General features: G+C 46.7%; 20 protein-coding genes. 9 read left to right on the top strand and 11 right to left on the bottom strand.

Annotation, left to right across the window (positions count from 1 at the left end):
* Positions 1 to 70 precede the first annotated feature (70 nt).
* Positions 71 to 1,627, top strand: coding sequence for an EAL domain-containing protein (locus EZV61_RS15820; RefSeq protein WP_131416872.1), 1,557 nt, complete (start codon positions 71 to 73; stop codon positions 1,625 to 1,627).
* A gap of 51 nt (positions 1,628 to 1,678) precedes the next feature.
* On the opposite strand, the gene EZV61_RS15815 is transcribed toward EZV61_RS15820, so the two are convergent.
* Together EZV61_RS15815 and EZV61_RS15810 are read right to left on the bottom strand one after the other, a co-directional pair.
* Positions 1,679 to 2,326: a class I SAM-dependent methyltransferase gene (locus tag EZV61_RS15815; RefSeq protein ID WP_130565370.1), complete on the bottom strand. Its 648-nt coding sequence runs from the start codon at positions 2,324 to 2,326 to the stop codon at positions 1,679 to 1,681.
* A gap of 149 nt (positions 2,327 to 2,475) precedes the next feature.
* On the bottom strand, positions 2,476 to 3,144 hold the full coding sequence (locus EZV61_RS15810; protein ID WP_131416870.1) for a CBS domain-containing protein: 669 nt from the start codon (positions 3,142 to 3,144) through the stop codon (positions 2,476 to 2,478).
* Between the two features lie 298 nt (positions 3,145 to 3,442).
* Between EZV61_RS15810 and EZV61_RS15805 the strand changes: the two genes are divergently transcribed.
* On the top strand, positions 3,443 to 4,273 hold the full coding sequence (locus EZV61_RS15805; RefSeq protein ID WP_131416868.1) for a spondin domain-containing protein: 831 nt from the start codon (positions 3,443 to 3,445) through the stop codon (positions 4,271 to 4,273).
* Positions 4,274 to 4,350: 77 nt separating this feature from the next.
* Here the strand turns inward: EZV61_RS15805 and EZV61_RS15800 are convergent, their stop codons facing one another.
* A complete protein-coding gene (locus tag EZV61_RS15800; RefSeq protein ID WP_131416865.1) occupies positions 4,351 to 7,416 on the bottom strand; it encodes an efflux RND transporter permease subunit in 3,066 nt (1,021 codons plus the stop codon).
* A 5-nt stretch (positions 7,417 to 7,421) separates the two neighbouring features.
* Positions 7,422 to 8,480, bottom strand: a complete 1,059-nt coding sequence (locus tag EZV61_RS15795) for an efflux RND transporter periplasmic adaptor subunit (RefSeq protein ID WP_158538038.1) — start codon at positions 8,478 to 8,480, stop codon at positions 7,422 to 7,424.
* 146 nt (positions 8,481 to 8,626) lie between these two features.
* Between EZV61_RS15795 and EZV61_RS15790 the strand changes: the two genes are divergently transcribed.
* Both EZV61_RS15790 and EZV61_RS15785 read left to right on the top strand, forming a co-directional pair.
* A complete protein-coding gene (locus EZV61_RS15790) occupies positions 8,627 to 9,193 on the top strand; it encodes a TetR/AcrR family transcriptional regulator (protein WP_114338522.1) in 567 nt (188 codons plus the stop codon).
* 51 nt (positions 9,194 to 9,244) lie between these two features.
* The gene (locus EZV61_RS15785) at positions 9,245 to 9,652 is read left to right on the top strand and encodes a hypothetical protein (RefSeq protein ID WP_131416863.1); all 408 of its coding nucleotides are present in this window, start codon (positions 9,245 to 9,247) and stop codon (positions 9,650 to 9,652) included.
* A 77-nt stretch (positions 9,653 to 9,729) separates the two neighbouring features.
* Here EZV61_RS15785 and EZV61_RS15780 read toward each other — a convergent pair whose 3' ends face one another.
* On the bottom strand, positions 9,730 to 10,665 hold the full coding sequence (locus tag EZV61_RS15780; RefSeq protein ID WP_131416861.1) for a DMT family transporter: 936 nt from the start codon (positions 10,663 to 10,665) through the stop codon (positions 9,730 to 9,732).
* Positions 10,666 to 10,965: 300 nt separating this feature from the next.
* Between EZV61_RS15780 and EZV61_RS15775 the strand changes: the two genes are divergently transcribed.
* Both EZV61_RS15775 and EZV61_RS15770 read left to right on the top strand, forming a co-directional pair.
* Positions 10,966 to 11,889 (top strand): manganese-dependent inorganic pyrophosphatase, encoded by a 924-nt coding sequence (locus EZV61_RS15775; RefSeq protein WP_131416859.1) that lies wholly within the window; start codon positions 10,966 to 10,968, stop codon positions 11,887 to 11,889.
* A gap of 197 nt (positions 11,890 to 12,086) precedes the next feature.
* The gene (locus EZV61_RS15770; protein WP_131416857.1) at positions 12,087 to 13,526 is read left to right on the top strand and encodes an aminotransferase-like domain-containing protein; all 1,440 of its coding nucleotides are present in this window, start codon (positions 12,087 to 12,089) and stop codon (positions 13,524 to 13,526) included.
* 68 nt (positions 13,527 to 13,594) lie between these two features.
* Here EZV61_RS15770 and EZV61_RS15765 read toward each other — a convergent pair whose 3' ends face one another.
* The 5 genes from EZV61_RS15765 to EZV61_RS15745 form a co-directional block, all read right to left on the bottom strand.
* Positions 13,595 to 14,089, bottom strand: coding sequence for a hypothetical protein (locus EZV61_RS15765; protein ID WP_131416855.1), 495 nt, complete (start codon positions 14,087 to 14,089; stop codon positions 13,595 to 13,597).
* Between the two features lie 42 nt (positions 14,090 to 14,131).
* Positions 14,132 to 14,854: a hypothetical protein gene (locus EZV61_RS15760; RefSeq protein ID WP_131416853.1), complete on the bottom strand. Its 723-nt coding sequence runs from the start codon at positions 14,852 to 14,854 to the stop codon at positions 14,132 to 14,134.
* Between the two features lie 169 nt (positions 14,855 to 15,023).
* The gene (yghU, locus tag EZV61_RS15755) at positions 15,024 to 15,863 is read right to left on the bottom strand and encodes a glutathione-dependent disulfide-bond oxidoreductase (RefSeq protein ID WP_114338529.1); all 840 of its coding nucleotides are present in this window, start codon (positions 15,861 to 15,863) and stop codon (positions 15,024 to 15,026) included.
* A gap of 125 nt (positions 15,864 to 15,988) precedes the next feature.
* Positions 15,989 to 16,762, bottom strand: a complete 774-nt coding sequence (locus tag EZV61_RS15750) for a class I SAM-dependent methyltransferase (protein ID WP_130565380.1) — start codon at positions 16,760 to 16,762, stop codon at positions 15,989 to 15,991.
* Between the two features lie 78 nt (positions 16,763 to 16,840).
* The gene (locus tag EZV61_RS15745) at positions 16,841 to 17,281 is read right to left on the bottom strand and encodes a hypothetical protein (protein ID WP_114338531.1); all 441 of its coding nucleotides are present in this window, start codon (positions 17,279 to 17,281) and stop codon (positions 16,841 to 16,843) included.
* 402 nt (positions 17,282 to 17,683) lie between these two features.
* Between EZV61_RS15745 and EZV61_RS15740 the strand changes: the two genes are divergently transcribed.
* The 3 genes from EZV61_RS15740 (at position 17,684) to EZV61_RS15725 (ending at position 20,526) form a co-directional block, all read left to right on the top strand.
* Positions 17,684 to 18,868, top strand: a complete 1,185-nt coding sequence (locus EZV61_RS15740; protein WP_131416851.1) for a hypothetical protein — start codon at positions 17,684 to 17,686, stop codon at positions 18,866 to 18,868.
* A gap of 27 nt (positions 18,869 to 18,895) precedes the next feature.
* Positions 18,896 to 19,093 carry a hypothetical protein gene (locus EZV61_RS15735; RefSeq protein WP_131416849.1) on the top strand — a complete coding sequence of 66 codons (198 nt, stop codon included), beginning with the start codon at positions 18,896 to 18,898 and terminating at the stop codon, positions 19,091 to 19,093.
* Positions 19,094 to 19,458: 365 nt separating this feature from the next.
* Positions 19,459 to 20,526, top strand: coding sequence for a hypothetical protein (locus EZV61_RS15725; protein WP_131416847.1), 1,068 nt, complete (start codon positions 19,459 to 19,461; stop codon positions 20,524 to 20,526).
* A gap of 48 nt (positions 20,527 to 20,574) precedes the next feature.
* Here EZV61_RS15725 and EZV61_RS15720 read toward each other — a convergent pair whose 3' ends face one another.
* Positions 20,575 to 25,554 carry a tetratricopeptide repeat protein gene (locus EZV61_RS15720; RefSeq protein WP_131416845.1) on the bottom strand — a complete coding sequence of 1,660 codons (4,980 nt, stop codon included), beginning with the start codon at positions 25,552 to 25,554 and terminating at the stop codon, positions 20,575 to 20,577.
* Between the last annotated feature and the right edge of the window lie 109 nt (positions 25,555 to 25,663).

The following is a 25,663-nucleotide window of genomic DNA, read 5'->3' as shown; positions in this document are numbered from 1 at the left end:
TTAGTTCAGCAGTAAGCTAAGTTATAGATTATATTAAGATTTAGTCTTTTCTATCGTGCGTAAATTCTCGATGCCAACATTAAGAGTTCGTGATGGTTGGGTGGCGCTAATACTCAGCTTGCTTGTGACCATGGGGCTTGGGTTTGTGCTCGCTTATACCCTTGTGGCCGATATTCGGGTCAATCAATTGAGAAAGGCCGAGTACGTTCTTCATGAAGTGGAAAAACGAGCTGTTGATACGACGACCGTCATTAAAAAGCTAAATGCTTTAGGTTATCAGCTTTGTGATCAGCGTAATTTATTGGCGATGCGTCGTGCGCTGTTTCAGTCCGATCATATCAAAGATATCGGTTTCTTCATTGAAAACAATCTGGTGTGCACAACAGGAATGGGGATGTTGGAAACCCCGGTTGCTGAAGACCCACCCGATCTCATCGATCTCAATGGTTATTCATTGTGGGTTGATCGCCCACTGCTCATGTTTGATATGGATTACCAAGCGATCATGGTCCGCAAGGATCGATACAACGTGGTACTGGATCCGCGCTTTATTAGTCACACCACTATGGCTCCATTTTCTTGGCAGTTGGTCGCACGAATGGGTGATGAAGTGGAGCATGTATTTGGTGTTCGAGGTACGTTTATCATCGGTAAGTCGGTACCAGGCCTGTTTTCCCGGCTAGGTGATAGCTACTACACGCATTGTAGTGCGGTGAGTCCTTATTGTGTCGCTCTGGATTTGAATCAACTGGCGTTCGCTCATGGCTATGGGTTAGTCATCTTATTATTGCTGCTGGTAAGCTTTTGTGTCGGAGGGGGCTGCTTTGCTATTTTAACTTACCTGTTTAGGCGCCATCGTTCTGATAAACAGCGAATAAAGCGTGGACTTGCCGAGGACGCTTTTTACTGCCTATATCAACCGATTGTTGATTTGCGTACCGAACAGGTTATCGGTTGTGAGATGTTAGCCCGGTTTGAAGATAATCAGGGGCCAATGTCTCCAGATAGATTTATACCATTCATACGTGAGCTGGATAGAACTTGGCTGTTTACTCGTCAGCTAATTAGCAAAGCGATGGATGACTTGTCCATCATATCCGGCGTCGGTGTTAGTTTTAGGGTGAGTTTTAATATTTTCCCTCAAGACGTGACTAACGATGCCATTGCCGAATTGCCCCATATACCTTCGTTAAAGGAGTCACCCTTCGATATTGTTTTTGAGATCACCGAAGATGAGTATCTGGATGGCGACAGTGCGCGGCGGAATCTGGCAGCACTGCATCAGGCGGGTTTTAGCATCGCGATTGATGACTTTGGTACCGGTTATTCCAACTTGAACCAACTGAAGAAGCTGCATTGCCAATTGTTGAAGATTGACCGGACTTTTGTTTTTGACATGGAAGAGGGCAGTATCAAATCGTCACTTATTAAACATATTGTTGCTATCGCCCACGGATTGGGATTGAAAGTAGTGGCCGAAGGTGTCGAAAACAAGATGCAACGTGATGCCTTAGTTGATTTAGATGTTGAGTACGGCCAAGGTTGGGCATTTGGCAAGCCAATGCCCATTGTACAATTGAACCAGTTGTTGCAGACGCAAAGAAACAGCGTAGAAAGGCAGCCGTAGCGTTCAAGTGACTAAAGATCTGACATCGAATGACGAGACTTGTTACAGCGACTATCGGCTGTACTTTAGTACCACGCCTTTAAATGGTTTATCGAGATAGGTCTGCTCTCGCGGCTTACTCATCTCGAAAGAGAAACCTAATGTCGCCATCTTCTTACTGAACTTGGCATGACGACCACGGCCAGGATCAACCAATATGATCTCGCACTGTGCTTTACAGTGTTGGTCGATAAAACCTGCGAGCATTTCGATATGTTCATCTTCATACAACAGATCACTACCAACGATGAGATCGAAAGTGCCTAATTCGGTGACCTCATCAGCCCAGCCAGTGCGAACAAATGGGATCTTAGGATCATCATTTAACTGGGTGTTTTTCAGCATAAAGCTTTCAACTTCGGGGTGATAATCTGTTGCGGTGATGTCTGCATTCAGGTGATTGAGTAGTAAGCTGCTAAGGCCGATACCACAGCCGACTTCTAAGATGCGTTTGTTCGCAAAGTCAAAGTCATACAGGTAATGAGCTAAAACCTGAGCAGAGGGCCAGACGATACCAAACAGTGGCCATGTGGCGGAAGATATCCCTAACTTTTCGGCAATACCATCGTTGTCTTCAAACTGCTGATTGTCGCGTAATGTACGCAGATGAATATCGATATCTTCAAATTCATGGGTGTTGTAGCTGACGCGTAAACTCATTGCTGCGGCTCTTATACAGAGGAATGGAAGCAAACAACTTGTTTAACAAGGCATGTGCCAGAGAGTTTTCACCATACATCAGCAAGCAGGGAATAGCGAATTGGCTGCCACGACGACAGGGCCTGTATTGATCGAGATTGTTTGCCGATCTAGGTCCAGATCGACAGCGGTGGATCTTTTACTACGCAATGCAATATATCGGTTCGCGATATGATGCCTTGTACTTGCCCTGATGAATCTACAACGGGTAGGGCTTCGAGCTTTTCTTCTAACATCACCCGCGCAGCTCGCCGGATATCGGTCACCGGATCTGCGGTAAGCACTTGTTGTTCTCCCGTGTCGAGAAGCATAGCTAGGGTCGATTCACGGTATGCTGCCTCGGGGTTAGTTAACATGAGGTGATACAGTTGTGCTCTTGATATGGCGGCGATCAGTTGGTTACCTGTTACTACGGGAAACAACTTGTAGGGATACTGTTCAAAGGTTTGAAACAGACGTTCGATAGAAAAATCTGGCGTTACGCTAACCACAGGACGGCTCATTACTTGGTAAACATGGTATACCGGCTCGCGCTGCCCCTGTGACTTTAAGACCTGGTTGTACTTTGTTATCAGGCCTTCTGGTGCTTGGTAAGGCTTCTCCTCTTCCTGCGTTTCTGCAGGTGTCATGTTTTGGCGAACCGATGCTTCAATCTCTTGTTGCAACATGAACTCCTGACGCACTTCCCCTTTAGCGCTATCACTGACCGCTTCCACCTTTTTGAGCATCTCGAGGGTGCCGGAGAATATACGTCCTTGGGGAGAGTAGATATAAAACATAACTTTATCCGTTGATGTCTGTGTGTTTTGGCACCGGTAACTAAGGAACCTTGGTCAAGCGCTGCGCAAGACCTGTGTGTTTGCGCAATTCGTTATTTCTTAGTGATACTTTTGTGATAACTGCTCTCCAAACTGAATTTGGTTTGTAGTGAAACACTCGAAGTTCATTTAGTGGTACGTCTTGCACAGGAATAACGATCTCCTGTTTGTCGTTCAATGGCTGGCGAGAGTTTAAAACCGTTCGTCGCGTTTTATCACCTTTGATGGACGCTGAGGTTTAAAACTTGGGACAACCCTTATGCTTAAGAATACAAAGAGAGTTTTATTGACTGCGATGGTGAGCGCCATCGGTTGGTCAGGCGCTGCCAATGCAACGTATGTAAAAGTGGAAGTTAGCAGCTTGTTTGCTGAAGGTGGATTGGCAATTACGCCCGTGTGGATGGGTTTTCACGATGGCAGTTTCGACAGCTTTGATGCGGGTTCCGCGGCTTCTGCTGAGCTGCAGGCGTTGGCTGAAAATGGTGATACATCTGGTATATCCGCTTCATTTACTGCCTCTCATGCCGATGGGGTGCAAGGTACGTTGGCGGCCTTTGGTGGTATGGCACCCGTTTTTGAGCCTGGGGAGAGTGCTACTTCGGATGTGTTTGAAGTGGATGCCGCTAGCAGTGGCTATTTCAGCTTTCTATCTATGCTTATTCCCACCAATGATGGTTTTATCGGCAACGACGATGCCATGGCTTACTCGCTGTTTGACATGATGGGTGAGTTTCAGGATTTGGATATTCTGGTATTGGGGTCATCTGTTTGGGATTCCGGCACAGAGCTTAATCGTGGCTTTGGTTCGCCCTTTTTAGTGGGGGCTGATGGCGAGGCTCGGCAGGATGAAAATGGCGTTGTTGGTTTTCATACCGGCCTGGATGTACTTCCCGGCGGCTTAGCGATTATTGGCGGATCAACACCTACCGGTTATACCATCGACGAGATGGCTGCTGACTTTACCCAACAGGGCTTTGAAGTGGCGAGGATCCAGATCCGTGAAGTGCCAGATCCGGCTATTATCGGCGTATTCGCGCTCAGTGCCTTTGGTGTAGCAGCACTGCGCCGGAAGCGAGGCCAGACTTTGTAGCTGATAGCTAATCTTGTGTATTTTGATGAAGAAAGCCCTCTCATACATTGAGAGGGCTTTTTACTGAAGTGTGAATACTATTTCGTTGTCGCTTGAGGCAGATTTTTAACCCTAAAACTGACTCTAAACATGATGCTGTACAGTACGGGTACAGCGATCAATGTGAGTAGCGTTGCGAAGGTGAGGCCGCCCATAATTGTTACGGACATATCGGCAAAGAAAGCATCAAACAACAGCGGTGCCATACCTAAAATCGTGGTGATGGCAGCCAATGACACAGGCCGTAAACGGCTTAGACTGGCATCGACGATGGCTTCCCGCACCGGTTTACCTTCTTCAATCTGTAAGTCGATCTCTTCAATCAACACAATAGCGTTTTTGATCATCATGCCGAATAGACTTAAGAAGCCTAATAAGGACATAAATCCGAATGGCATATCAGTGGCGATCAGCCCGGATACGACGCCTACTACCGCCATGGGTACTATTAGCCAAATGATGAGAGGTTGTCTGACCTTACCGAATAGCAATACGGTGACTAATAGCATGATAAGAAAACTCACCGGTAAGCCACCACCTAGTGCTTTCTGCGCATCTCTTGATGACTCGTATTCACCACCCCATTCCAGTTTGTACCCATCTGGTAGTGGGATAGCTTCTAGCGCGGGTTGCAGTCGAGTCAGTGCGGCTGCCGCAGTTTCATGAGCTGCAGGCTCTGCGAGTACACTGATGGTGCGGATCCTATTCCGTCGCTGACGCAATACGTCTTCGCTGGCCAGTTGGATTTTTTCCATTACCTGACTCAATGGAATATAGCGGCGTTGTTGTGCGCTCCATACTTGAGCGTCACGCAGGCTATCGACCGTCGCATTTTCAGAGTTTGGCGTCTTAGCGACGATAGGGTAGTCGTAGTCGCCGTCGCGAAGTTTACCCAACTGTAATCCGTTGGTGGTGTACTGCACCGCATCAGCAAAGTCGGCGCGGGTTACACCGGCGACACTGGCGTTATACTCGTCGTACAAAGGCATCATGGTGATCACTTTTTCGCGCCAATTATGTCGGGTGTCTTTTACCTGACCATCGGCACGAAACAGTGCTAAGGCTTGTTCGCCCAGCTGCCGTAATACGGTTGCATCTGGCCCTGAAAAACGCGCTTCGATTTTGGCTGCAGAGCCAGGGCCAAAAATTATCCGTTTTACATAAATGTCTGCATCAGGATCTAAGCTTGCTAATCTGTCGGCGATTGTGTTTGCAAAAGCATCGATATTGTCAGCGCTATTCATACGAACCAGGAACAGTCCATAGCTTTCGTTGGCTGATTCGGGAGCGTAGGTGAGGGTAAAACGATCGGCACCTCGGCCAATAAAGGTACTCACCGAATCAACATTGTCACCCGCCATGACAACTTTCTCTGCTTCCGCCATTACGGCTTCTGTGGTGCGAATGTCTCGATTTTGTGGACCCCAATAATGGATATAAAAAATGGGGGTGTTTGACGGAGGAAAGAAGCCTTTTTTCACATTGCCAAAGTTTGCATAGGCGACCGCTGTTATGGCAATAAGAACGGCAACGGTTAGCCATCGAAATTTTAATGCGCCGCGAAGTGCAGCCAAATAGCCTTTATGCAAGAACGAGTTAAAACTCTCTTGGCTGCCTTTATTCTCTGTTTTGTAGAAATAGCTACCAAAGAGTGGTGTGGCTGTGACAGCCAAAATCCAGCTTAATATCAGAGAGATTAAGATGACGGCGAAAAGTGAAAACAGGAATTCTCCTGTTTGATCATCGGATAGCCCTATCCCTGAAAAAGCAGCGATCCCAATCACAGTCGCCCCAAGTAACGGCCATTGAGTGCGCTTGACGATAAAGCTTGCCGCTTCTCTGGCAGATTTGCCTTGCTGCATTCTCAGCATCATGCCTTCGGCAACCACAATGGCGTTATCGACGAGCATGCCCATGGCGATCACCATGGCGCCAAGGGAGATGCGCTGAAGTTGTAACGAGAACAACCACATCGTCATGATTGTCCCCATGACCGTCATCAACAAGATTGAGCCAACGACGACACCTGAGCGCCAGCCCATAAACAGGCAAAGCGTTAACGTCACAACGATGACAGACAGTTGAAGGTTCAATAAAAAGCCATCAACAGATTCATCGACCACTTTGCCTTGGTCATAAATAGCATCTAGCGTGATACCTGCAGGCAATCGTGCCAATACGGCTTTGACTTGCTCTTGAACAGCCTTGCCCACTTCAACGATGTTGACATCATTTTGTGCGGCCACGGCGAGGGTGATCGCTTGATCTCCCTGGTAGCGGATCAAGTGGGGTTGTACATCTTTAGTTTCGAGCCGCAGATCTGCAAAATCTTGGATACGGATCGTCGCATTGCTGCCCGGTACAGCGAGCATCAAATTGCCGATCTCTTGCAAGTGGTTCTTAGCGGCTTCAATTGGAATGCGTACCTGATTGCCTTCTATCAGCATACGGCCACTATTAAACGGGCGCAGATTATACTGCAGTAGAGCGGCCACATCGGGGAATGACAGTCCTAGCCCTGCAATATGGTTTGGATCCATTTCCGCGACGATCTGCTCCTGCATAACGCCATTCACTTCGACTTTCGCAACGCCGGGAACCATCAGTAGATCTCGTCGGATAATGCGAGAGAACTCACGTAACTGATACGGAGTGAAATCTGGCGCCGTTAACGCGTAGTAAAGACCGAACACTTCACCGAAATCATCGACCACTTTTGGCTTGCCTGCACCATTGGGCAGACTGCCTGACATGTCTGAGAGCCGCTTACGTAGTTCATCCCATATCTGTGGTAGCTTGTCAGCATCGTAGTTGGTTTTTATCTCAACGGTGACTTCCGATTGACCTGGTTTTGAAACCGAAGTGACGCGCCGTAGCTGGGGCATTTGTTGGATAGCGATCTCGACAGGCTCGGTGATTTCACGTTCAACTTTAGCGGCACTGGCACCGGTATAGCTGGTCAGCACTTTGGCCTGCTTAATCGTAAATGCGGGATCTTCCAAGCGGCCAATATTACTTAACCCGACCATTCCGCCAATCAGGCAGACCAGGATCATGAGCCATGTATTTACGGGCGTATTAATAGAGTAGCGTGCGATATCCATGAGGTTTACTCCGCAACGTAACGTTGAACGAGTAACCCTTCGTTCATTTGCGAAACACCTGCCGATACCACTTCATCACCTTCCTCTAACCCTGCACGAACAATGGCAAAGTTGCCGCTGATGGTTGCAACGTCTATGGCTGCTGCGGTGACGGTTTTGCTCTCGGGTTGGTACTTCCATACGCTAAAACGTTGTTCGCCGAGAGGTACAATTGCATTTAGCGGTACCACTATACCCGCTTCATGATGCTTGTTTTGTACGTTCACCTCTACGTAAGCTCTAAGACCGGGGGTTAGGCGTATATCCTCAGGTGGATCCATTTCGAACAGTACTTTATAAGTTTGCGTGACGGGATCTGGTTCGGTGGTATGTTCGATGTAATGGATATCAAATGTTTTGTTGATAGCACCATTGATAAAGGCCTGTGCGCTGATAATTTCGTTGCTGATATTGGCACTTAAAATGCGCTCAGATACGTTGAGCTCGAAGCGTACTTTGGACACATCTTGCAGCGTGACAACGGCCGTCCCTGCGCTGATATAGCTATCGTTTTCTAACAAACGCTCACTGATTAATGCATCAAATGGGGCTTCCAGCTTAGAGTCACTCAGATCCTGACGGCTGTTTTCAAGGTCAACCAAGGTGATCTCAAACTGAGTCTCGGCATTATCTAAGTCTCTTTTCGCCGCGAGCTTTTTGTCATATAGAGAAAGAAGTCTATCCAGTTCTAATCGGGCTTGCTTATGGCGGGCAAAATTTTCTCTCACTCGTCGTTCAAAAGGGGCGCTATCCATCGTCGCCAGCAGGTGGCCTTTTTTAATGGTTGTGCCCTGGATCATATCGGTGAAATTCAATCGTCCAGACACTTCGAAATTCAATTTAACCGTCTTCACCGGCTTTACTGTGGCAGGAAACTGATAAGACTGTTGTTCATTGGCAAGTGTGACAGGAGATAGCTGAACCACTTTTGGAGTTGCCACATGGGTGGCAGTTGGCGCTTCATCTCCGGAACAGGCGACAAGTACCATAGACAACATAACGAATGGCAATTGGAAAAATTTCACGGGAATACCTACAGGATGCATACATAACAAAAATGTGTCGACAAGTTAACATATTTACAAAAAGTGTAAACATGGAAATTGCGAAGTGTGGTCTAAGTCGCTACTCTGTCGGCAGATAGCAGAGTGCAGAATTCATAAGAAGTAGAATGCCTTCCACGACACAGACCATCCTTGATGCCGCCCGTGATTGCTTTTTTCGTCATGGGTACAGTGCAACCAACATTTCAATGATCAGCCGTTATGCTGAGATTTCTCGAGTCACGATACACAAGCAGTTCTCGAACAAAGAGGTTCTTTTTCGTGAGGTGTGTTTGCGTCATCACCAAGAAATGCAGGCAAATCTGCCGAGTTTTAAGGCGCAATACAAAGATACCTGGTCGACGCTTGAAGCGATGCTGCTTGATTGGGCGAAGCCTATATTTGAAGAAATAAGTGACTCTGTGGTGTTGCAGGATATTGTTCAAGCGGCTAATAAGTATTGCGTTGATGCGATGGCTGCTCATATTGAAGTGCTGAGTCAATTTGTCGGTGAATTACTACGAGAAGGTGAGCGGACTGGGCAAGTTGACTTGAGTCGTTGTGGGCTATCTGAACTGCAGTTAGGTAGCAATTTGGTATTGTGCGCCAAAGGTGTATTTACTACGGCAACCACGAAACAAGCACGTGAAACTGTGTCGAACATGGTTAAGCTGTACCGAGCTGCACTCACCTAATCGGCATGATTGGAGTGTGCGCATTGAGCTGGATCTATAGGAAACGTTTTAGTGGAACAACACGGTGAATATTCGATTCAATGTCAGGGCCGAGTTCTTTTGGTTGATGCTAATGGGCCGTGGAATGAAGAGTTGATTGTTAGTTATAAAGCCGACATGTTGGCTGTGATTAGACAATTAAGTCCTAATCCGTGGGCATGTATTATCATAGTTCACGGTACCGGATTAATGACGCCTGAAGCTGAAAAAGAGATGGCGAGCCTAGTCAAAATGAGAAAGGCGCTGGGTTTAACCTCTACCGCCATGGTTACCGGAGATACGGCGGTAAAGTCGATCGTTCGAGCGCAGTTCGAACGGGTATATTGTAGCGCTGGCATCAATTACCGTTTTTGTGACACACGGGCGCAAGCTTATGAGTGGCTAGCAAGTATTGGTTTTGAGCGGGAGCGTGTTTCCTGAATTGAAGACCACGCTCACCAGCGTCTTGCCACTCTCAGCCATTAGATATTCAAGTTTCTCTATTCGGCGGTACGCTTTTATTTCAGCAGACAAGCTTTTTGTTGCTGGCGTTGGCTGTACTTTAGACTAATCGTTTTTAATTTTTTCAATGGGGTCAGTACAACGGCATTACCCGTGATCACTAGCACAAACCCTAATACGGTATTCTCCTGCCATACAAAGCCTTCAAATAGTGTACTTAGTATCACCGCCACAATTGGGAACAGAACAATGGTATAGCTGGCTTTTTCTGGGCCTATATTTTTTAGTAAAACAAAGTAGCAAGCGAAAGCGAATACTGTACCGAACAATGTTAAATAGGCCAGTGAAGCGAGATAGGACCTGCGCGTATCAATGATAAATTCAGCACCGCTAAACTCGATGTAAACTAATAAGATGATGCTGCTGTAGAACATCCCCCAAGCGTTGCCCTGTAAGACCCCTATGCCTTTATTGGAGTTTCTTACGCTCACCATATTTCCCAGAGACGCCATAAATGTGCCGAGCAACGCCATCACCAGTCCTATCATTGCAGCACTGGAGAAGTCGAAGCCGCCAAAGTCGTGCCAGAAAAGAGCGACAATTCCGGCAATCCCTATCGACGCGCCAATGTATATTCGACTGGCAATACGTTTACCGAAAAACAGACGGGTATTGATAATGTTAATGATCAACAGTGTCGAGAAGGCGATTGAGGTCATCGCGGAATTTAGATAAGCCTGCGCCCAATATAAGACCAGATAGTTAAAACCAAAATTAAAACAGGCCAGTAAGACAAAATAGCCATGCTCTCGAAGGGAATAATTCATTTCAAGTTTTCGCCACTTGCAATATCCCCACATCAGTATTGCAGCCATGGTAAAGCGATAAAACAGTGACACTTCAGGCGCTACTATGCCTAATTGAAATTCGATGGCTAACCAGGTTGAGCCCCAGATCAACACGGTGCTTAGGTAGAGAAAAGAATTTTTCATGGAGGCCTCCCGCTGATGTTCCAAGAATATGAACAGGGAGTAAAAGTAACGCTGATACTGTCTAAGTAACATATACAGTTTTTTATAAATAAGACCTGCACAGATGTGTGCTGAAGCGGGATGGGTGAATTGTTAGTTGTCGCTACTGGTCAGTCTTGAATGAATGCGATTTGACTCGCTAGACAGGAAAACAGTAAATCAGCGCATATCGCGTCTATGCTCCTAGGGTTTCATTTTGCTAGAATGCGCGCCATACCGATTTGTTAACACATACGTCAGCGTTCATAAGAGAGAAGATTTATGCCAGCTTACGCAGTAGGACACAAAGTCCCTGATTCAGATTCGATTTGTTCAGCTATCGCTCTTTCGTACCTGAAAACCACCATTGGTGAAGAAACACTGCCTGCACGTTTAGGTGAACTGTCACCTGAAACTCTATTCATATTAGATAAGTTTGGCTTTGAGCAACCAGAGCTCAAAATGACTTTTGCTGATACCGATGGGATCTATGTCGTTGACCACTCAGACCGTATTCAAGGACCTGATGACATCGATGACACCACGGTTTTAGGTATTATCGACCATCATAAGTTGGGTGACATAACGACATCGACACCGCTTGAGTGCTGGATCCGTCCGGTAGGTTGCACCAATACTATTATCAAAATGATGTACGACTTCCACGGCGTTGAGATCCCGAAAAACATCGCTGGTGCAATGATGTGCGCGATTTTAAGTGACACCGTGATATTCAAGTCACCGACGTGTACAACTGCAGATATTAAGTGTGTTGAAGCGCTGGCCGAGATCGCTGGTATCGAAGATTACAAAGCGCTGGGAATGGAGATGTTCACGGTTAAGTCATCTGTTGAAGGCACGCCTTTGCGTGAGCTCGTCCTACGTGATTTTAAAGACTTTAAGATGGGCGACAACGTCATCGGCATTGGTCAATTAGAAGTGATTGATTTGGCGCTGTTTGATGAGATGAAAGCCGATCTGCAAGCAGATATCGCAGCGGTCAAGGAAGAGGGTGATCGCCACTCTGTTCTATTGTTGCTCACTGACATTATGAAAGAGGGCTCTGAACTGCTAGTGGCCAGTGATGACGCAGCCTTGGTCGAGAAGGCATTCGGCAAGTCGTTAGTTGATGGAAAAGCTTGGCTAGATGGCGTGATGAGCCGGAAAAAGCAAGTTGTCCCACCGTTACAAGATGCGTTTGCATAGGCCATTGTTGAATAACAAGATTTCAGGTTAAAGCTGATTGCAAAAGGCTACAGGTATTAAGGGCCGTCACGTCAAGTGACGGCCCTTTTTTTCACCCGCTTTTATCCTGCGACCCTCATCCTTAGCAAAATTCTCTCGCAATCTGTTTATGTAACAGTTAAATTTTTAAAAACTGGCCTATACAGATATATTTGCTTATGTCACTTTCACTCCATAAAGACTCGCATACCTTCCTCTATCAGCAGGTGATTGACCTGGTTCGAGAGATGCAACGCTCTGATGCATTGAAAGCTGGGGATAAGCTGCCTTCGCTACGCAGTCTTGCCACAAAACTGAGCGTCAGCGTACCAACCATCAAGCAGGCATACATCGAGTTGGAACAGCAGGGGCTCATCTACGCTCGGGAAAAATCGGGCTATTACCTGAAAGCGTTAGAGCCTAACGCTGTGTCCCCCACCAAAAGTAAACTGGCCAAAAAGCCTGTGCCCGTCACCCGTCAACAACTTATTGAACAGGTTTATCAAGGGATCCATCAAGCGGGAAACCTCCCTCTGGGCGTCGCTAATCCCGTCGCCACGATGCCAGCAAGTAAAGCGTTGAATAGGGCGATGAGACGGGTCATGTCTGTGGCAGGTGATCGTGCTTTTCAGTATGGGCCTACGCAAGGTTACGAGCCGCTGCGGCAACAGTTAGCGATGCGGTATTTGGATCATGGGTTGCAGGTCAATGCGGATGAGATCGTTATTACTAATGGTGCTCAAGAGGCGATCTGTTTAGCGCTGCAGGCGGTGGCGAAACCGGGAGATGTGATCGCAGTAGAGACGCCGTGTTATTTCGGTATTCTGGAGCTAATCGAAAGTTTAGATATGCTGGCATTCGAGATCCCCCTGTGTGCAGATGAAAGTATCAGCATTGCAGATATTGAGGGAGCCGTAGATCAGCATGATATTGCAGCTGTTGTGTTATCTAGCTCGATCGCCAACCCGATGGGGTGTTGGTTAAGTAACAGTAAAAAGAAAGAGATTGTGCGTTTGCTAGAGTCCCGAAACATTCCTTTGATTGAGGACGATGTGTACGGTGAGCTCTATTTTGGTAGCGAGCGAGGATTACCTGCACAGGTCTTTAGCAAAAAGAACATGGTACTAACTTGTTCTTCCTTTTCTAAAACCGCCGCACCAGGTTATCGGATCGGCTGGGTACTTGCTCCAGGTTTTGCCGACAAAGTAGGTCGCTGCAAACGTGCTTTTTCATGTTCTGCACCGCTTTTGAATCAGTGGACCATCACAGAGTATATGCGCAGTGGCGAGTACGACCGCTATATTCGGCACCTCAGGCAGGTGCTGCAAACGAATAAAGATCGCATGGTTAGCTTGGTTCGTGAGTCTTTCGGGCCTAACGTTTTGGTCAGTGACCCAAAAGGCGGAGCGGTTTTATGGCTGGAGTTTGACCGCGCTATAGATGGTGATGAATTGTTTCAGGCGGCATTGGCTAAGCAGATCAGCATTAGCCCCGGCAGCCTGTTTTCGCCTATTAATCGGTTTAAACATTGCATCCGAATTAGTTACAGTTTGCCCTGGTGCGAACAAGTAGAGCAGGGCGTAAAAACACTGGCAAGCTTGGTAAAGGAAATGGGTTAGCTATCGAAAAACCGATAGGCCTATTCTTGGCTATTCTTTCGGACGTTTCTTTTGACGGCTTTGGCTGATTAAAATCTTGGCGACTCTCGGTTACTGACAGCTAATGCGTTCGCTCTTACGTCAGTTTCCGTTTCTGCAAAGGGTTTGTAGAGCCACTCCCAAATCGAGGTGGCTTCGTACATGTTTAATGAGTGTCGGTACCTGGTTGAGTTTTCATTTTCTTCAAGTGTGTAGGTGAAATCTTCTCGTATCGGTGTATGAATGGGTATCAGTCCTAGCGTAAAAAGAGTACCAAAAATGCCGTTGCCGCAGGTTGGGTAGGTATCTGGAGCATGCAAGGTGAGTTTTGTCTGGCTTGTATCATCGTCGCTAAGCTCATATATGTGTGATCGCTTGAGTACGATGTAATCTGGGTGATCAGCGTTCGTCACGTGAACCATTATTTTCGAATGGGCACCCGGGTAGGCATCTTCAGGTGTTGTGGCTAGATACACATTAGAAGTGCACGCCGAGAGCCATTGCATGGCAACAACTAGCACAGCTATTTTGTTTGCTAGCCTCATGATGTTACTCCTTCCATGTCCGCCACAAGCGATTTTCACAAGCTAATTTTTTATACCTGCTTGTGGTAACTCAGATTCATTTGTCACCTTAAAATGCGTCAGATCTATCGTGGCAGAATAGCCGACGTTTTGGCGTTGGTAGACGATGAATAATTGGTTGTCAGCTGTGACAGTACTGCCCAGTACAATGTCGATATTTGAAAGGACCTCGGTGTAGTTACTCCCGTCGATATTCGATAACGCAATTGTCTGCATATCGGCGCTGCTAAGCTGCTCATCTTTATTGCTATCCTGTTTTATGACTTCGTACATCAAGGCTGAAACTGTCACCGCAACGGGCGCGTCAAGCGGCGCGCTGTGGGATAAGCTTTCACGATTGAGTAGGAGGTAGTCATTGTGGGGCAGCAACCACTGTTTTCGGTCGCTGGTGGTGTCCATAAACAGGTAATTTCTTGTCGAAGATAACGACTTACTGTAGCTAGCGCTATTGCGTCCTTGTACTGAGTTAAGTGGTACAACTGCGTAATGAGAGTCAGAAATCACTGACATATGACCGAATTTCCAGCTTTCTTCAATTTTCTCGCTGTCGTCGGATTCAATCTGCTCTTCAACATGAACAACATTGTGAACGGTGCGGTCTTGTGTGAGCTCGAATGCGACGATGATAACCCCCACAAAGGTTGCCAAAATCACCGCAACACCAGCCAACGAAATCATGATGCCGTTAAAACGCCATATCCATTTAAAAAAATTACTCTCTTCCATGCGTGCTCAATCTAATTATTCAAAACGTGGATGATTATAAACATAACGTTTTGATTAACTGTCGATTAATTAACTATTTTTGATCTATAACTTGTTACCTTGTATTTCACAGGCATGATCGCGGATGCTTCTTTTGCCTGTGAAAGGGTTGGCTATTATGTCGCTAGTATTAATCCAGATCTTTCGCTGAATGACGCTCAGGTACTTGCTCTTCTTCAGGACCCCATGTCAGGTTCACCCGTCTACCGCGTTTAACCGCGGGACGCTCACCTATCTCTGTCGCCCACCGCACTAGATGTTTGTAGGAACTGACTTGCAAGAACTCCTGCGCTTCGTAAAGGGTGCCGGTCACTAAAACGCCATACCAAGCGAACACGGCAATATCGGCAATAGTGTATTCATCACCACATAAATAGCGTCTTGAAGCCAACTGTTGGTCGAGCACATCAAGCTGCCGTTTCACTTCCATGGCGTAGCGGTTAATTGGGTACTCGTACTTCTCCGGCGCGTAAGCATAGAAATGGCCAAAGCCACCCCCGAGAAACGGTGCTGAGCCCATTTGCCAAAAAAGCCACGACATACATTCAGTTCGCGTTGTTGTGTCTGTTGGTATGAGAGCACCGAATTTTTCAGCCAGATACACCATAATTGACCCCGATTCGAATACTCGAATTGGCGGTGTGGTACTCATATCCAGTAGAGCGGGGATTTTCGAGTTGGGGTTTACGGCGACAAAGCCACTACTGAACTGATCGCCTTCCATGATATCTATTAGGAAAGCATCGTACTCCGCTTGTTCAATGCCAAGCGCCAGTAACTCTTCCAATAGAATCGTGACTTTTACGCCATTGGGGGTAGCCAATGAGTAGAGTTGGAGCGGGTGTTTGCCCACTGGCAGATCTTTTTCATGGGTCGCTCCGGCAATAGGGCGATTGACGCTGGCAAATTTACCGCCACTGGCGTTATCCCAAGTCCAGACTTTCGGTGGGGTATAGCTTGTATCACTCATAATAGGCTACCTAATTGCGAAATCTTACCGTTAACAGCTCAACGAAAAATATGGCTTACTCATTCTTAAGTTTTGACTTTGGCATTTTTTGAACGAGTGTTCAAGGTTGTGAGGTGCGAAGCGAGTTAGGGCTGCTTGATACCTTTAATCCGATATACCAATGGTACCTGCTGTTCTTTAAACAGAAGTTGGTAGCCTTTATCCTCGACATACTGAAGATCTGGCAGACAGTTGTAAGGACTGAATGGGGACTCTTCAAACTCTTCGACCTTGATCCCCGCTTTGACTAACGCCGTAAATAGCTCTCCAAGTGAGTGGGCCCATACGGCTGTTGGCGATTTTTCTCCGCTACAGTTTTCTGTGTAGGTGCCTTCCTCTTCGACGTCTGGCTGTTGCTTAGGAAAGTAAGAGTAGCCCGAATACAGGTCTATGCAGGGATGGAACTCGATAAGGTGCAGCTCACCGTTATCTTTAAGTGCTTTGGCCACTGTTTCGGCCCAACGATCCAGATCGGGCAACCAACATAAAGCGCCATAGGAGGTGAATACAATATCAAACTGTTGCTGATTGGTATCGCCGAAAAGATAGATATCCTGATTAATAAAATGAGCGTTGAGCGCTAATTTACTTGCCAAGCTTCTAGCCTGATTTATCGCCACAGAGGACAGATCGACCCCCGTTACCTCTGCCCCCATTCTGGCCCAAGAAAGGGTGTCTAGGCCAAAGTGACACTGCAGGTGGAGTAAGCTCTTATTGCTGACATTCCCCACATGAGCAAGCTCAATGGGGTTCAATGAGGAGTTACCTTTTAAAAAGCCTTCAACATCATAAAATTTGGAATCCACATGTACATCTGTTCGTTTGTCCCAAGCGGCTTTGTTGAGAGCGATGTAGTCCATACTATGTGATTCCAAGTGAGTTAAAGCAGATTTGGGTTAGTTATATTGCGTTGTTGACTCGTCATTGCGAGTGATAGGTCATAGTAACGTTAAACCAAATTGCTTTGCCATCTCTTCATTAATGCTGAATCTGACTTCATCACTATGGGATTCAATTAATTCGCTTTGTGCGGCGCTTTGATACAGATCGACGGTGACCTGGTAGTTTCTATCATTTTCAATGGCCGAAAACTCTGGCGATTTCAATTGTTGCTGTGTCGCAAAATCGATTATGCCTAAATCGATAACAAGAGGGGCCGCTTTGTCTGCAGGGTTTTCAAAGGTTGCGATCACATACACTGGCGTGTTGAGCTCACTTCCCGCCACATAGGTCATGGCGTAGTAGATACCTCCTTTGGAGGAGAACACAAATCCACCACCTAAGGTATGCAGGTTTTTAGTAATATTGCGCGGTGGTAACGTATTACTGGCGCAGGCGACTAATACACTGACGAGTAACCCAACGATTAGCTTTTTCATGCGTATTATCCTTCCTACGAACAGATTATTACTATTAGAGGCTTTTACACTACTTGCTGGCTGAGTGTGTGACCAGCTCCAACATATTGGTAGCGTCAATATTGTTATTTAGGTTGACTAAATTCTAAACGCTTTCAATCACATTTCTGTCATGTCGCAGCAAGTCATGAGCAATCTTGTTTTGAATCAATGACGGCACCGCCTGTGTGCTATTCAATGGCTCGAACTGCATTTCCGTTGATTACTGAGCCAAATAGTTGAAATTTTGGCGCTGTCATGGGAAGGTGCAGGCGCTTTTGTGTGAGGTTCTTCTGCTTTGTCCTGTTGTCCGCATTAGTTAAAAATTTAAATTGTTCATCTTTATTTTTGGCCGTTTTGGTCTTTTATCAGGGAAAGAGAGTTTTGAACAACACTACATGGCAAATGCTGGTAGCGGGATTCAGTGCGTGTTTATTTTTGGCTTCGTGTGGCGGCGGAGGCGAAAGTACTGAGCCTACAGAGGTCATTGAAGCATCAGAAGTTGTTACGGCGGACGTTGAGCAAGAGGTCGTCGACACGCCTGTCGAAACAGCTCCAGAGCAACCGTTACAACCCGTTGAGCAGCCAGCTACCATTATACCGGAACTACCCGCATCCACCGCTCCAGAAACACCTTCAGAAATACCTGTGCAGCCACCTGCAAGTACAGGGAGCGTTCCTGTGCCAGTTTTGCCTCCTGCAGTGCCACAGCCTGAAAGCCCTACAGGTACCTTGCCTGTGCCATCGCCAGACCAACCCGTGGTGATTATTTCAAAGCCGGATGAACCTGCATTACCGGAAACGCCGCCTAGGGCAGAGCCGGAGGAACCTGCGTTACCGGAAAAGCCGCCAGAGGTAGAGCCAGAGGAACCTGCGTTACCGGAAAAGCCGCCAGAGGTAGAGCCAGAGGAACCTGTGTTACCGGAAACGCCGCCAGAGGTAGAGCCAGAGGAACCTGCATTACCGGAAACGCCGCCAGAGGTAGAGCCAGAGGAACCTGAGTTACCGGAAAAGCCGCCAGAGGTAGAGCCGGAAGAACCTGCATTACCAGAAACGCCGCCGGGGGTAGAACCGGAGGAACCTGAGTTACCGGAAACGCCGCCAGAGGTAGAGCCAGAAGAACCCAAGTTACCGGAAGCGCCGCCGGGGGTAGAGCCAGAGGAACCTGAATTACCGGAAGCGCCCCCAGAGAGTGATCCCAATGAACCGGAGGATCTGCCTCCTGGTGACCAACCCGTTCCTAAGTTAGTGTGGAGTGCGCCAGCTACGCGAACTGACAGTAGCCCGTTAAAAGCATGGGAAGTAGATAAATACCAAGTCTGGTATGGACAGGAGAGAGACAATCTTACTCTATTTGACGAGGTGCCTGGTGGGCCGATGACAGTTGAGCTTGATGTGTCGAAACTTAAGCCTGGTTACTATTTCTTTGCCGTAACGGTGGTCGATGTGAATGCGCTTGAGAGTGAGCGTTCCGAGGTTGTTCTCAAAAAAGTACCTGATGATTTATTGCCCTCAAATGGCGAACCACTACTCGCTAGTGAAGAAAGCCTGAGCGATACTAATTTATGACCAGAGCATACTGAATAACGATGGGTGATGATCAGGAAAGTATTTGTTTGGCTGTGCGGCTATTTGTTGTTGTTTTCTTTAGCCGGCTTAGCCCTACGGCTCTATGTATCAAATCAATATCTCGCCGCCTATGACGAGGTTGACCGGGCGTTAATCCAGGCAGTAGATAGCCGGGAAGAATTTCTTGGTCAAGGCCTGACAGCGAAGCGACAACACCCGAAGTGACCGAGGTGCTCCATGCCGGTGAATTTGCCACCAGCCCATCATAGTATTGGCATCTTATCGAGATAACCGACGATGCTCAATTTAATACTAACTTTTGGTCCGACAAGGATAAGTAGGGTTAGCTGCTGTTTTATGGAAAGCGTAAGTAGCACTGCTGCATTCGATGGCGATAGCCATTTAAAAAAGCCACAATAGGTGGCTTTTTTAACGATGGTACATCAAGTTTACTAACAACAGGTTGCTCTAATATTCACTCCGTTATTCTATTATCAGACGTGAAGTGAACGCTTTTTCGACGTAGGGTTTTTTCTATGGCTAGTAGCCGACAAAGTATATAACGTTCTCAGGTGGTTAGGGATATTGCTATGGAGCAAAAGGAAAAGACAGTAGGTCATAAGAAGGTGCCGTCTTTATTAAGGTGGGTTGGCTTAATCATGTCAGCGACGGCGATTTTTGTTATTGGCTATCTATTACTTTTGGCTGTCATGGCCTTTGGTCTGCGTATCTATATTGAACAACATAATGACCGCTATGATGAAATTGATCGACACCTTATTGATCGTGCATCTAAAGACGGTGATTTTATCGGTGAGGGCTTGGTAGTAAAACGCGCTGATGCCAAGTGGGATTGGCTTCTTGCTGATTTGGATTCTTTGGCGCAAAAAAGCGCTTCTGAGTATGAACTAGCGCCTGACGATGGCCTTGCTCATTATCGGCGTGGCTACGAGATTAAGGGGGATATTGGTTTTATTTGGTCTTGGCGATCGACACCGAAAAATTCCGAACCGCAGGACGTATTTTTGATTTATCTTTTTCATGGTCACAACGGATTCTCCCGAACGATTATTCAACCGTCTCGTGATATGACTATCGATGAAGTGATCATCGTGGGCTATTTTTCGTCAGACAAAGGCTGGCCTGAAACAGATGAAAATAGTTTCTGGCAACAACGTTACCCTGACGATGCTTATCTACCAGAGCCACTTGGGTATATTGGGGATGAGTTTTATCGTCGGAGTGAATATGACGTGCGCTTTGTTGGACGGATAAGCTCAGTGCTGCGGCAGCGCTTGAGTTACAAAAATGGGCATTACAGGATCTGCCGGCCGTTTTATGAAAACTGTGTGCGTTTACCCGATTCATTTGCTGAACGGTTAATGGCGGAAAAGATCGAGCTAGACAAAGCCAAAATAGAAAAAGCAGAGACTAGCCTGAAGTTTACTTATGGCCCTGACGGTGAAATAGATGAAGTGCTCTCCGCCGTGATTTTCGAATATGAATTTGATACCACCTCAGATGTTGGGGGTAACGAAGCGGCAATGACAGACGTTAAAGAAGGTGACGACTACTTGTTGCGCTGGCCTGTACCTGATTACCTGCTTGGCGCCGGAAGCATGCCGTTTAAGGTTGGAGAAGAAGAGTTTGATCGCTAAATATTCTGTAACAGCCGACGGCTTCGCCGGCTGTTTTCCATCAAAATGCTAAAGGCGGTTGGATATTTTAAATCGCCACCAGAGACTTTTCAGCGGATTATTGGTTTGCAATGTACTTAAGGCCGCCGTTATAAAATGATTCCGTACTCGTGCTGTCATTCCACAGTCGCTAGCTTGCTTGCGATGATAGCGTAGTGCTGCTAACTGTTTCTTGTGGGATGAAAGCAGAGTTTCGATATCATGTTCTAACAGCGCTGTGTAAAGCTGGCACCAGTCGTAGAGGCGTTGTTCAGTTAACGTCAACGTGTCGCGGTTAAGGTTTGCAAGTACGTTAGGGCCTTCTTGGTGTCCAGCCATGCTCAGGTCTAGTGCTCGCCATAAGAGAATACTGTCGTAACAAACATCAGGCTCACAAGCGATAGCAAGCATATTGATCCGTTTTGCTTCGCTCCAGCGATTTAGATGTCGCAATGCCCACTGATATTGATACCAGATATAGCCATCTACCTGCTCTGGCTGTTTGGTTGGTAATAGTGCATACCATTTAAGCGCTTCGTAAAAGCAATTGTTTACTTGCAGCAGATATCCATATCGGCCAATCATATGGCAAGATCGTTCCATGCGGTTTTTATGTCGTTGCAGAAAGCTGGCAGCAGCTAATAGTCCTGCTTCTTCAAGAGTATCGAAATAGGCCATGACCAGTGGTTCCCAAAGTGATTCTTCGGCGTGGTCAATCGTTCTTATCAGTGACAGACGGTCTTTAGCATGTACCTGTTTGGTTGCCCATAAATAGGCAGCCTTGGGGGAAATACGATTATTTTCCACGCCCCACTTAAGCTTTGCTTCAGCTTTTGATGCTGAAATAGTATCGCCAAAATGAGCTAATCCTGTTTCGTAAATCCAGTTGTTATCCTCTCGGCTGTCGATCACTTGCTGCCAGATAGGAAGTGCGTTCTCGTGTTCGTTGCTTAGGCAAAGCCGTTGAATCTTTCGTACCCATAGCCACGCATTATCATCAAACTGAGCTATTTTTTTCTCTACCATTATTGCTTGTTCGAATTGCCTTTGAGCTAACAAGTGATCCAGCCAGCTCAGTGACACCACGTCATCTTGGGGTTGAATGGAGAATGCCCGTGCCAGCCATTGTTCTATCTGAGGCGTGGCTCCCTTTAGGCGTTGAAGTACATTGGCGGCGAAAACTAGATGTCGTGCTTCGTGCGGGTTATGCTTGGCTAACTGCACTGCTGCATCCATCGCGGCGGTTTTATTAGCACAGTCTTCTGCTAACCTTGCTTGTTGGCGCCAACCTTCCGCATAGTCAGGACATTCATTCATTAATCCCAGAGAGGCTTGCAACGCTTCTTCCAACCTTCCTGTACGCCAAAATATCTCTACTCGACGGAGACGAACTGATGGAGCGGTTTGTTTGTTTTGTTCCTGAGCGTCAATTTCGTCGATGGCATCGTCAAACCTATATTGCTCGATATGAAGGTCCAACAATGCTGACTGAGCTGCTGCATAATTGGGGTTTAGCGTGAGCGCTTTGCGAATGAGTGCTTCTTTTTCCGAAACGTCTTTTATCTCGCTGTGCTCTGCTAGGTTAAGCCAAACGATTGGCGTATTAGGATTATCATCAGCGAATTCTTGGGCTAACTGTTTTGCCAAGTTTGGCTGTTGTTGCTCGCGACCCCACTCTTTGAGTGATTGCCAGCCCCATGGGTACTGCATATTTAGCTTTACTGCTTTTTTTAGATTGTCCAACGCCTCCTTATATTGGCCTTGTTGCCATTGGAGATCAGCTTCCATTCCAAATAATATGCCGTTGTCCGGTTGGTGACGCTGGGCTTTTTGAAGTACGTCGGCGGCAAGCTTTAGTTGATGCTGGCTTTCATACATTTCTGATAGACGTTGCGATACGCTGTGCCACTGTGGGCTAAGTGCCAGAGCATCACCAAATGCGGTTATCGCTTGATCTATCTGGCCCATGAGAAAATAGTTCTCTCCCAGCTCGTAGTGCACCCGTGGTACCAGCGGGAATCGTTGTTTTGCCGTGACGAGGTGGTTGGCCGCTTTTTCTAGCTGATTTTGCTGACGGTAGATAAGGGCTGATGCCAACCATGATTCCCAGCAATCTGGATAGTTTGAACGCCACTCTTTGCATAGTTCTATTAGTCTGGCAGGAGTGAGAATATCACTGCCCCAGTAATAGATATTCCACAACGCGTCTCCAAACACTGACTGTTCAGAAAGGTATTGGATAGCGCTTTCTAATGCCTGTTGTTTTTCGTCGATATTGGTGCAAGCGCGCATTAATGCTGTCATCGCAGAGTCACTATCGATATTGATCGACAGTGCATGCAAGGCGGCGTTTCGCGCTTCCAACCAGCGTTGGTTCGCATTGAGCGCTTCAGCGTAAACACTATGTACTTCCGCCAATTGGGGGATTTGTTCTACCAATGCTTCGGCTAACTTCAGCGCTTTATCTTCGGCTTGCTCGCTGATTAAGGTTCTGATGAGCTGGTAATGGGCTTCGGTATGATCTTCGAACCTTTCGGTTAATGCCTTTAGGGCATCAATTCTTTTTTGACCATTACTATGCCAGTCGGCTATTAACCATAAGGGAGTCCAGAGATTGGGGTGGCTTTCTATTTGCGTCTCTAGGTAACCATCCAACGTTTCCATATCTTCCATCTTTGCCATTAAACGGCATAAATGATCGCCAATGGTCCGATTAAGAGGCTGCTGTTGGTGTTGCAAATAGTAAAGCTGCTTTGCCTGCTCTAAGTGGCCTTGCTGCAGCAGCGATTTCGCCGTTAATAATTTAGCCTGTTCATTACTGAGGTGTGCTGACTTTTCCGAAAACAAAGTGTCGTATTGTTTGAATTGACCGGAGGTGAGAAGTTGCTCTAAACAAAACTCAATTAGCTCTGGGTCTTCAGCACGTTTTTTACATGCTTGTTCAAGAACCGCTAATCCGTTATGTTCAAGATCTAGCATTTCATAGGCTTGATAGAGCGTTATTGCAGGGCCTGCGGCTTTATCACCATATCGTTCAAAGCGCTTCTGCAGGAACTCGATACCAGCATCTTCTTGCTTTTGACTCCTCAGTGCCTGGAAATAGCTCATGGCGCTAGTTTCATTGGCTTCATCTGATGTGGCTGCCCAGCGATATAACTGTAATGCTTTGTCAAATGATTGATGGGCCCACTGCCAATTAGCAAGCGTCCATAGTGCCTCTGCTTCATGCCAACAGTATCGACGTAAAAGGCGGGTGTAGCTGCTTACCTCCTCGCGATGTTTTTTCATTGAATAAAGTTGATTGGCAAGCATTAACAGGAAAGTTGGATCTTTTCGGACATTGACTTTTTGACGTGCAAAACTAAGCGCTCTTTCCGCATCGCCGTTAGCGTTGTAACTGTGAAATGCAGATCTGATAAGACGACTTTCGTTGGGATAGCGCTCTAACAGTGCGAGGGTATAACGTAATGTTTCTTTATGGTCCAACCTGTATTGGGCTAATTCTCGATGGGCACACAAAGTAAGGCGATGATCGGCATGTTCTTGTTCAAGTAAAAGGACCATCTCTGCAGCTAGTTGCTGTTGCCCCTGCTCAATCGCATCAGAGAAACGTTCGTAAACAAGATATTCTTCGGCACCTGCTAGGTCGAATTTTTTTAATTGTTCAAATTGTTCGCCTGGTGCGAATACAAGTGCCTTGGGGCCAGTAAACTGCAGATCTTCAATGACTTCATCCGCTAACATTTCTACTTTGGAAGATGAAGAAGGATCCATTAAGTAAAAGATCCGACTAACAGAATCGTAACCAACAACAGCCTGCATGTGGGAGTTCATTGAACTGTGAGTAACGAGAGCGAAAGGAAAACCTGCATCGAGTAGGGAGATGGCAGCATCCCAAGTCAGCTCAAAGCTTCGGAACGGAATATCCTTCTGTTTTAGCCAGTTGCGTTGCAGATGGTCAGGTGTGCCGTGATAACAGATCTCTTTCGCGATATCTTCCGATGAATGCGAAAGTCCCCAGTAATTTAACAAAGCTGACATTGTAGTGGGAGCGCAGGTGAGATGTTGCTGCCGCATGTAAGGAACATCTAAAATTACCCTGCGTTGATCTTTTACTTGGCGATCTAAACGTTTTAATAGGGCTTGATGATAGCCATCTTTGCAGAGTGAAAGGTGAATGCGGGCTTTATCATAATTACTCTCTTCTAGCGCTAATCTAGCTAGTTGAGACTCTATGTAACCCTTGAATGATTTATCTGCGACAACCGCTAAGCTGGCAGCTTTCTGGACGGTATAAGCGACTTTTTCCCAGTTTTGCTCACTTTGGTACAAGCTTGCTAGCTGGCACCATAGCCTGCACGACTGGTATTCGTTAATGTGGCTTTCGGCTAGTTTGATCGCTTTTGCTCGGCTGTTGGATGCGGCGGTGGCACTGATCCAATAAGCAAGTACTGATTCGCGAGGGGTGCTTTGATAGAGGGACTGCCAGTACTTGGCGAGTTCAGTAAACGCTTTTTGCTCTAGGAGTATCTGACCTTTGGTAAACAACGCTCCTAGATTATTTGGATCGTGAAGTAACACATCATCAAGCAGACGATGGGCTTCTGAAAAATCTCTAAAGCGCAGAAGTGATTGGGCCTTGATAACTTGCCATTCGTGCTGCTTTTGGCTACTCCCGTTGGCCAAATGCTCATTTTCTTGAATAAAACTAAGGCATTCGATCGGTCCCCGAGTGTTTCCAAGATAGGCTGCATACGCAAGTGAATTGTCGTGATGGTGGGGCTGTTTGCGCCAAGCGCGTATTGTTATTGCATCTGCTAGTCTGTCACCGCCCAAGCGATTTAGTATCGTTGCTGATAGTCCGTTTGTGTTTTCCCAGAACCTTATATCACCCCACCACTCGAGACCTTGCTTATATGCATCATGGTAGCGACCCGATTTACAAAGAGTTTCGAGCTGTTCGACTTGCTGATCTAATGAAATGGAAATAGAAGGGGTAGTGACATCCATGTTTAATTCCTTTACGGCTAACTACAAAGGTATTTGTACCAGAAATTTAAAGCGTCCAATTTATAAAATTAGAATCTAATAAATTTAAGAAAAAATCGACCCCGTTGCT

The organism is Corallincola luteus, from assembly GCF_004336975.1.
Taxonomy (GTDB): domain Bacteria; phylum Pseudomonadota; class Gammaproteobacteria; order Enterobacterales; family Neiellaceae; genus Corallincola; species Corallincola holothuriorum.
Note: the sequence above shows the minus strand (reverse complement) of the source record. Positions and strands in the feature narration are given on the sequence as shown.

Bases quoted from the DNA above. Each gene is read 5' to 3' on its own strand.
- EZV61_RS15820 (WP_131416872.1), top strand. From the start codon at position 71: ATGCCAACATTAAGAGTTCGTGATGGTTGGGTGGCGCTAATACTCAGC.
- EZV61_RS15815 (WP_130565370.1), bottom strand. From the start codon at position 2,326: ATGAGTTTACGCGTCAGCTACAACACCCATGAATTTGAAGATATCGAT.
- EZV61_RS15810 (WP_131416870.1), bottom strand. From the start codon at position 3,144: ATGTTTTATATCTACTCTCCCCAAGGACGTATATTCTCCGGCACCCTC.
- EZV61_RS15805 (WP_131416868.1), top strand. From the start codon at position 3,443: ATGCTTAAGAATACAAAGAGAGTTTTATTGACTGCGATGGTGAGCGCC.
- EZV61_RS15800 (WP_131416865.1), bottom strand. From the start codon at position 7,416: ATGGATATCGCACGCTACTCTATTAATACGCCCGTAAATACATGGCTC.
- EZV61_RS15790 (WP_114338522.1), top strand. From the start codon at position 8,627: ATGCCTTCCACGACACAGACCATCCTTGATGCCGCCCGTGATTGCTTT.
- EZV61_RS15780 (WP_131416861.1), bottom strand. From the start codon at position 10,665: ATGAAAAATTCTTTTCTCTACCTAAGCACCGTGTTGATCTGGGGCTCA.
- EZV61_RS15775 (WP_131416859.1), top strand. From the start codon at position 10,966: ATGCCAGCTTACGCAGTAGGACACAAAGTCCCTGATTCAGATTCGATT.
- EZV61_RS15770 (WP_131416857.1), top strand. From the start codon at position 12,087: ATGTCACTTTCACTCCATAAAGACTCGCATACCTTCCTCTATCAGCAG.
- EZV61_RS15765 (WP_131416855.1), bottom strand. From the start codon at position 14,089: ATGAGGCTAGCAAACAAAATAGCTGTGCTAGTTGTTGCCATGCAATGG.
- EZV61_RS15760 (WP_131416853.1), bottom strand. From the start codon at position 14,854: ATGGAAGAGAGTAATTTTTTTAAATGGATATGGCGTTTTAACGGCATC.
- yghU (WP_114338529.1), bottom strand. From the start codon at position 15,863: ATGAGTGATACAAGCTATACCCCACCGAAAGTCTGGACTTGGGATAAC.
- EZV61_RS15750 (WP_130565380.1), bottom strand. From the start codon at position 16,762: ATGGACTACATCGCTCTCAACAAAGCCGCTTGGGACAAACGAACAGAT.
- EZV61_RS15745 (WP_114338531.1), bottom strand. From the start codon at position 17,281: ATGAAAAAGCTAATCGTTGGGTTACTCGTCAGTGTATTAGTCGCCTGC.
- EZV61_RS15735 (WP_131416849.1), top strand. From the start codon at position 18,896: ATGATCAGGAAAGTATTTGTTTGGCTGTGCGGCTATTTGTTGTTGTTT.
- EZV61_RS15725 (WP_131416847.1), top strand. From the start codon at position 19,459: ATGGAGCAAAAGGAAAAGACAGTAGGTCATAAGAAGGTGCCGTCTTTA.
- EZV61_RS15720 (WP_131416845.1), bottom strand. From the start codon at position 25,554: ATGGATGTCACTACCCCTTCTATTTCCATTTCATTAGATCAGCAAGTC.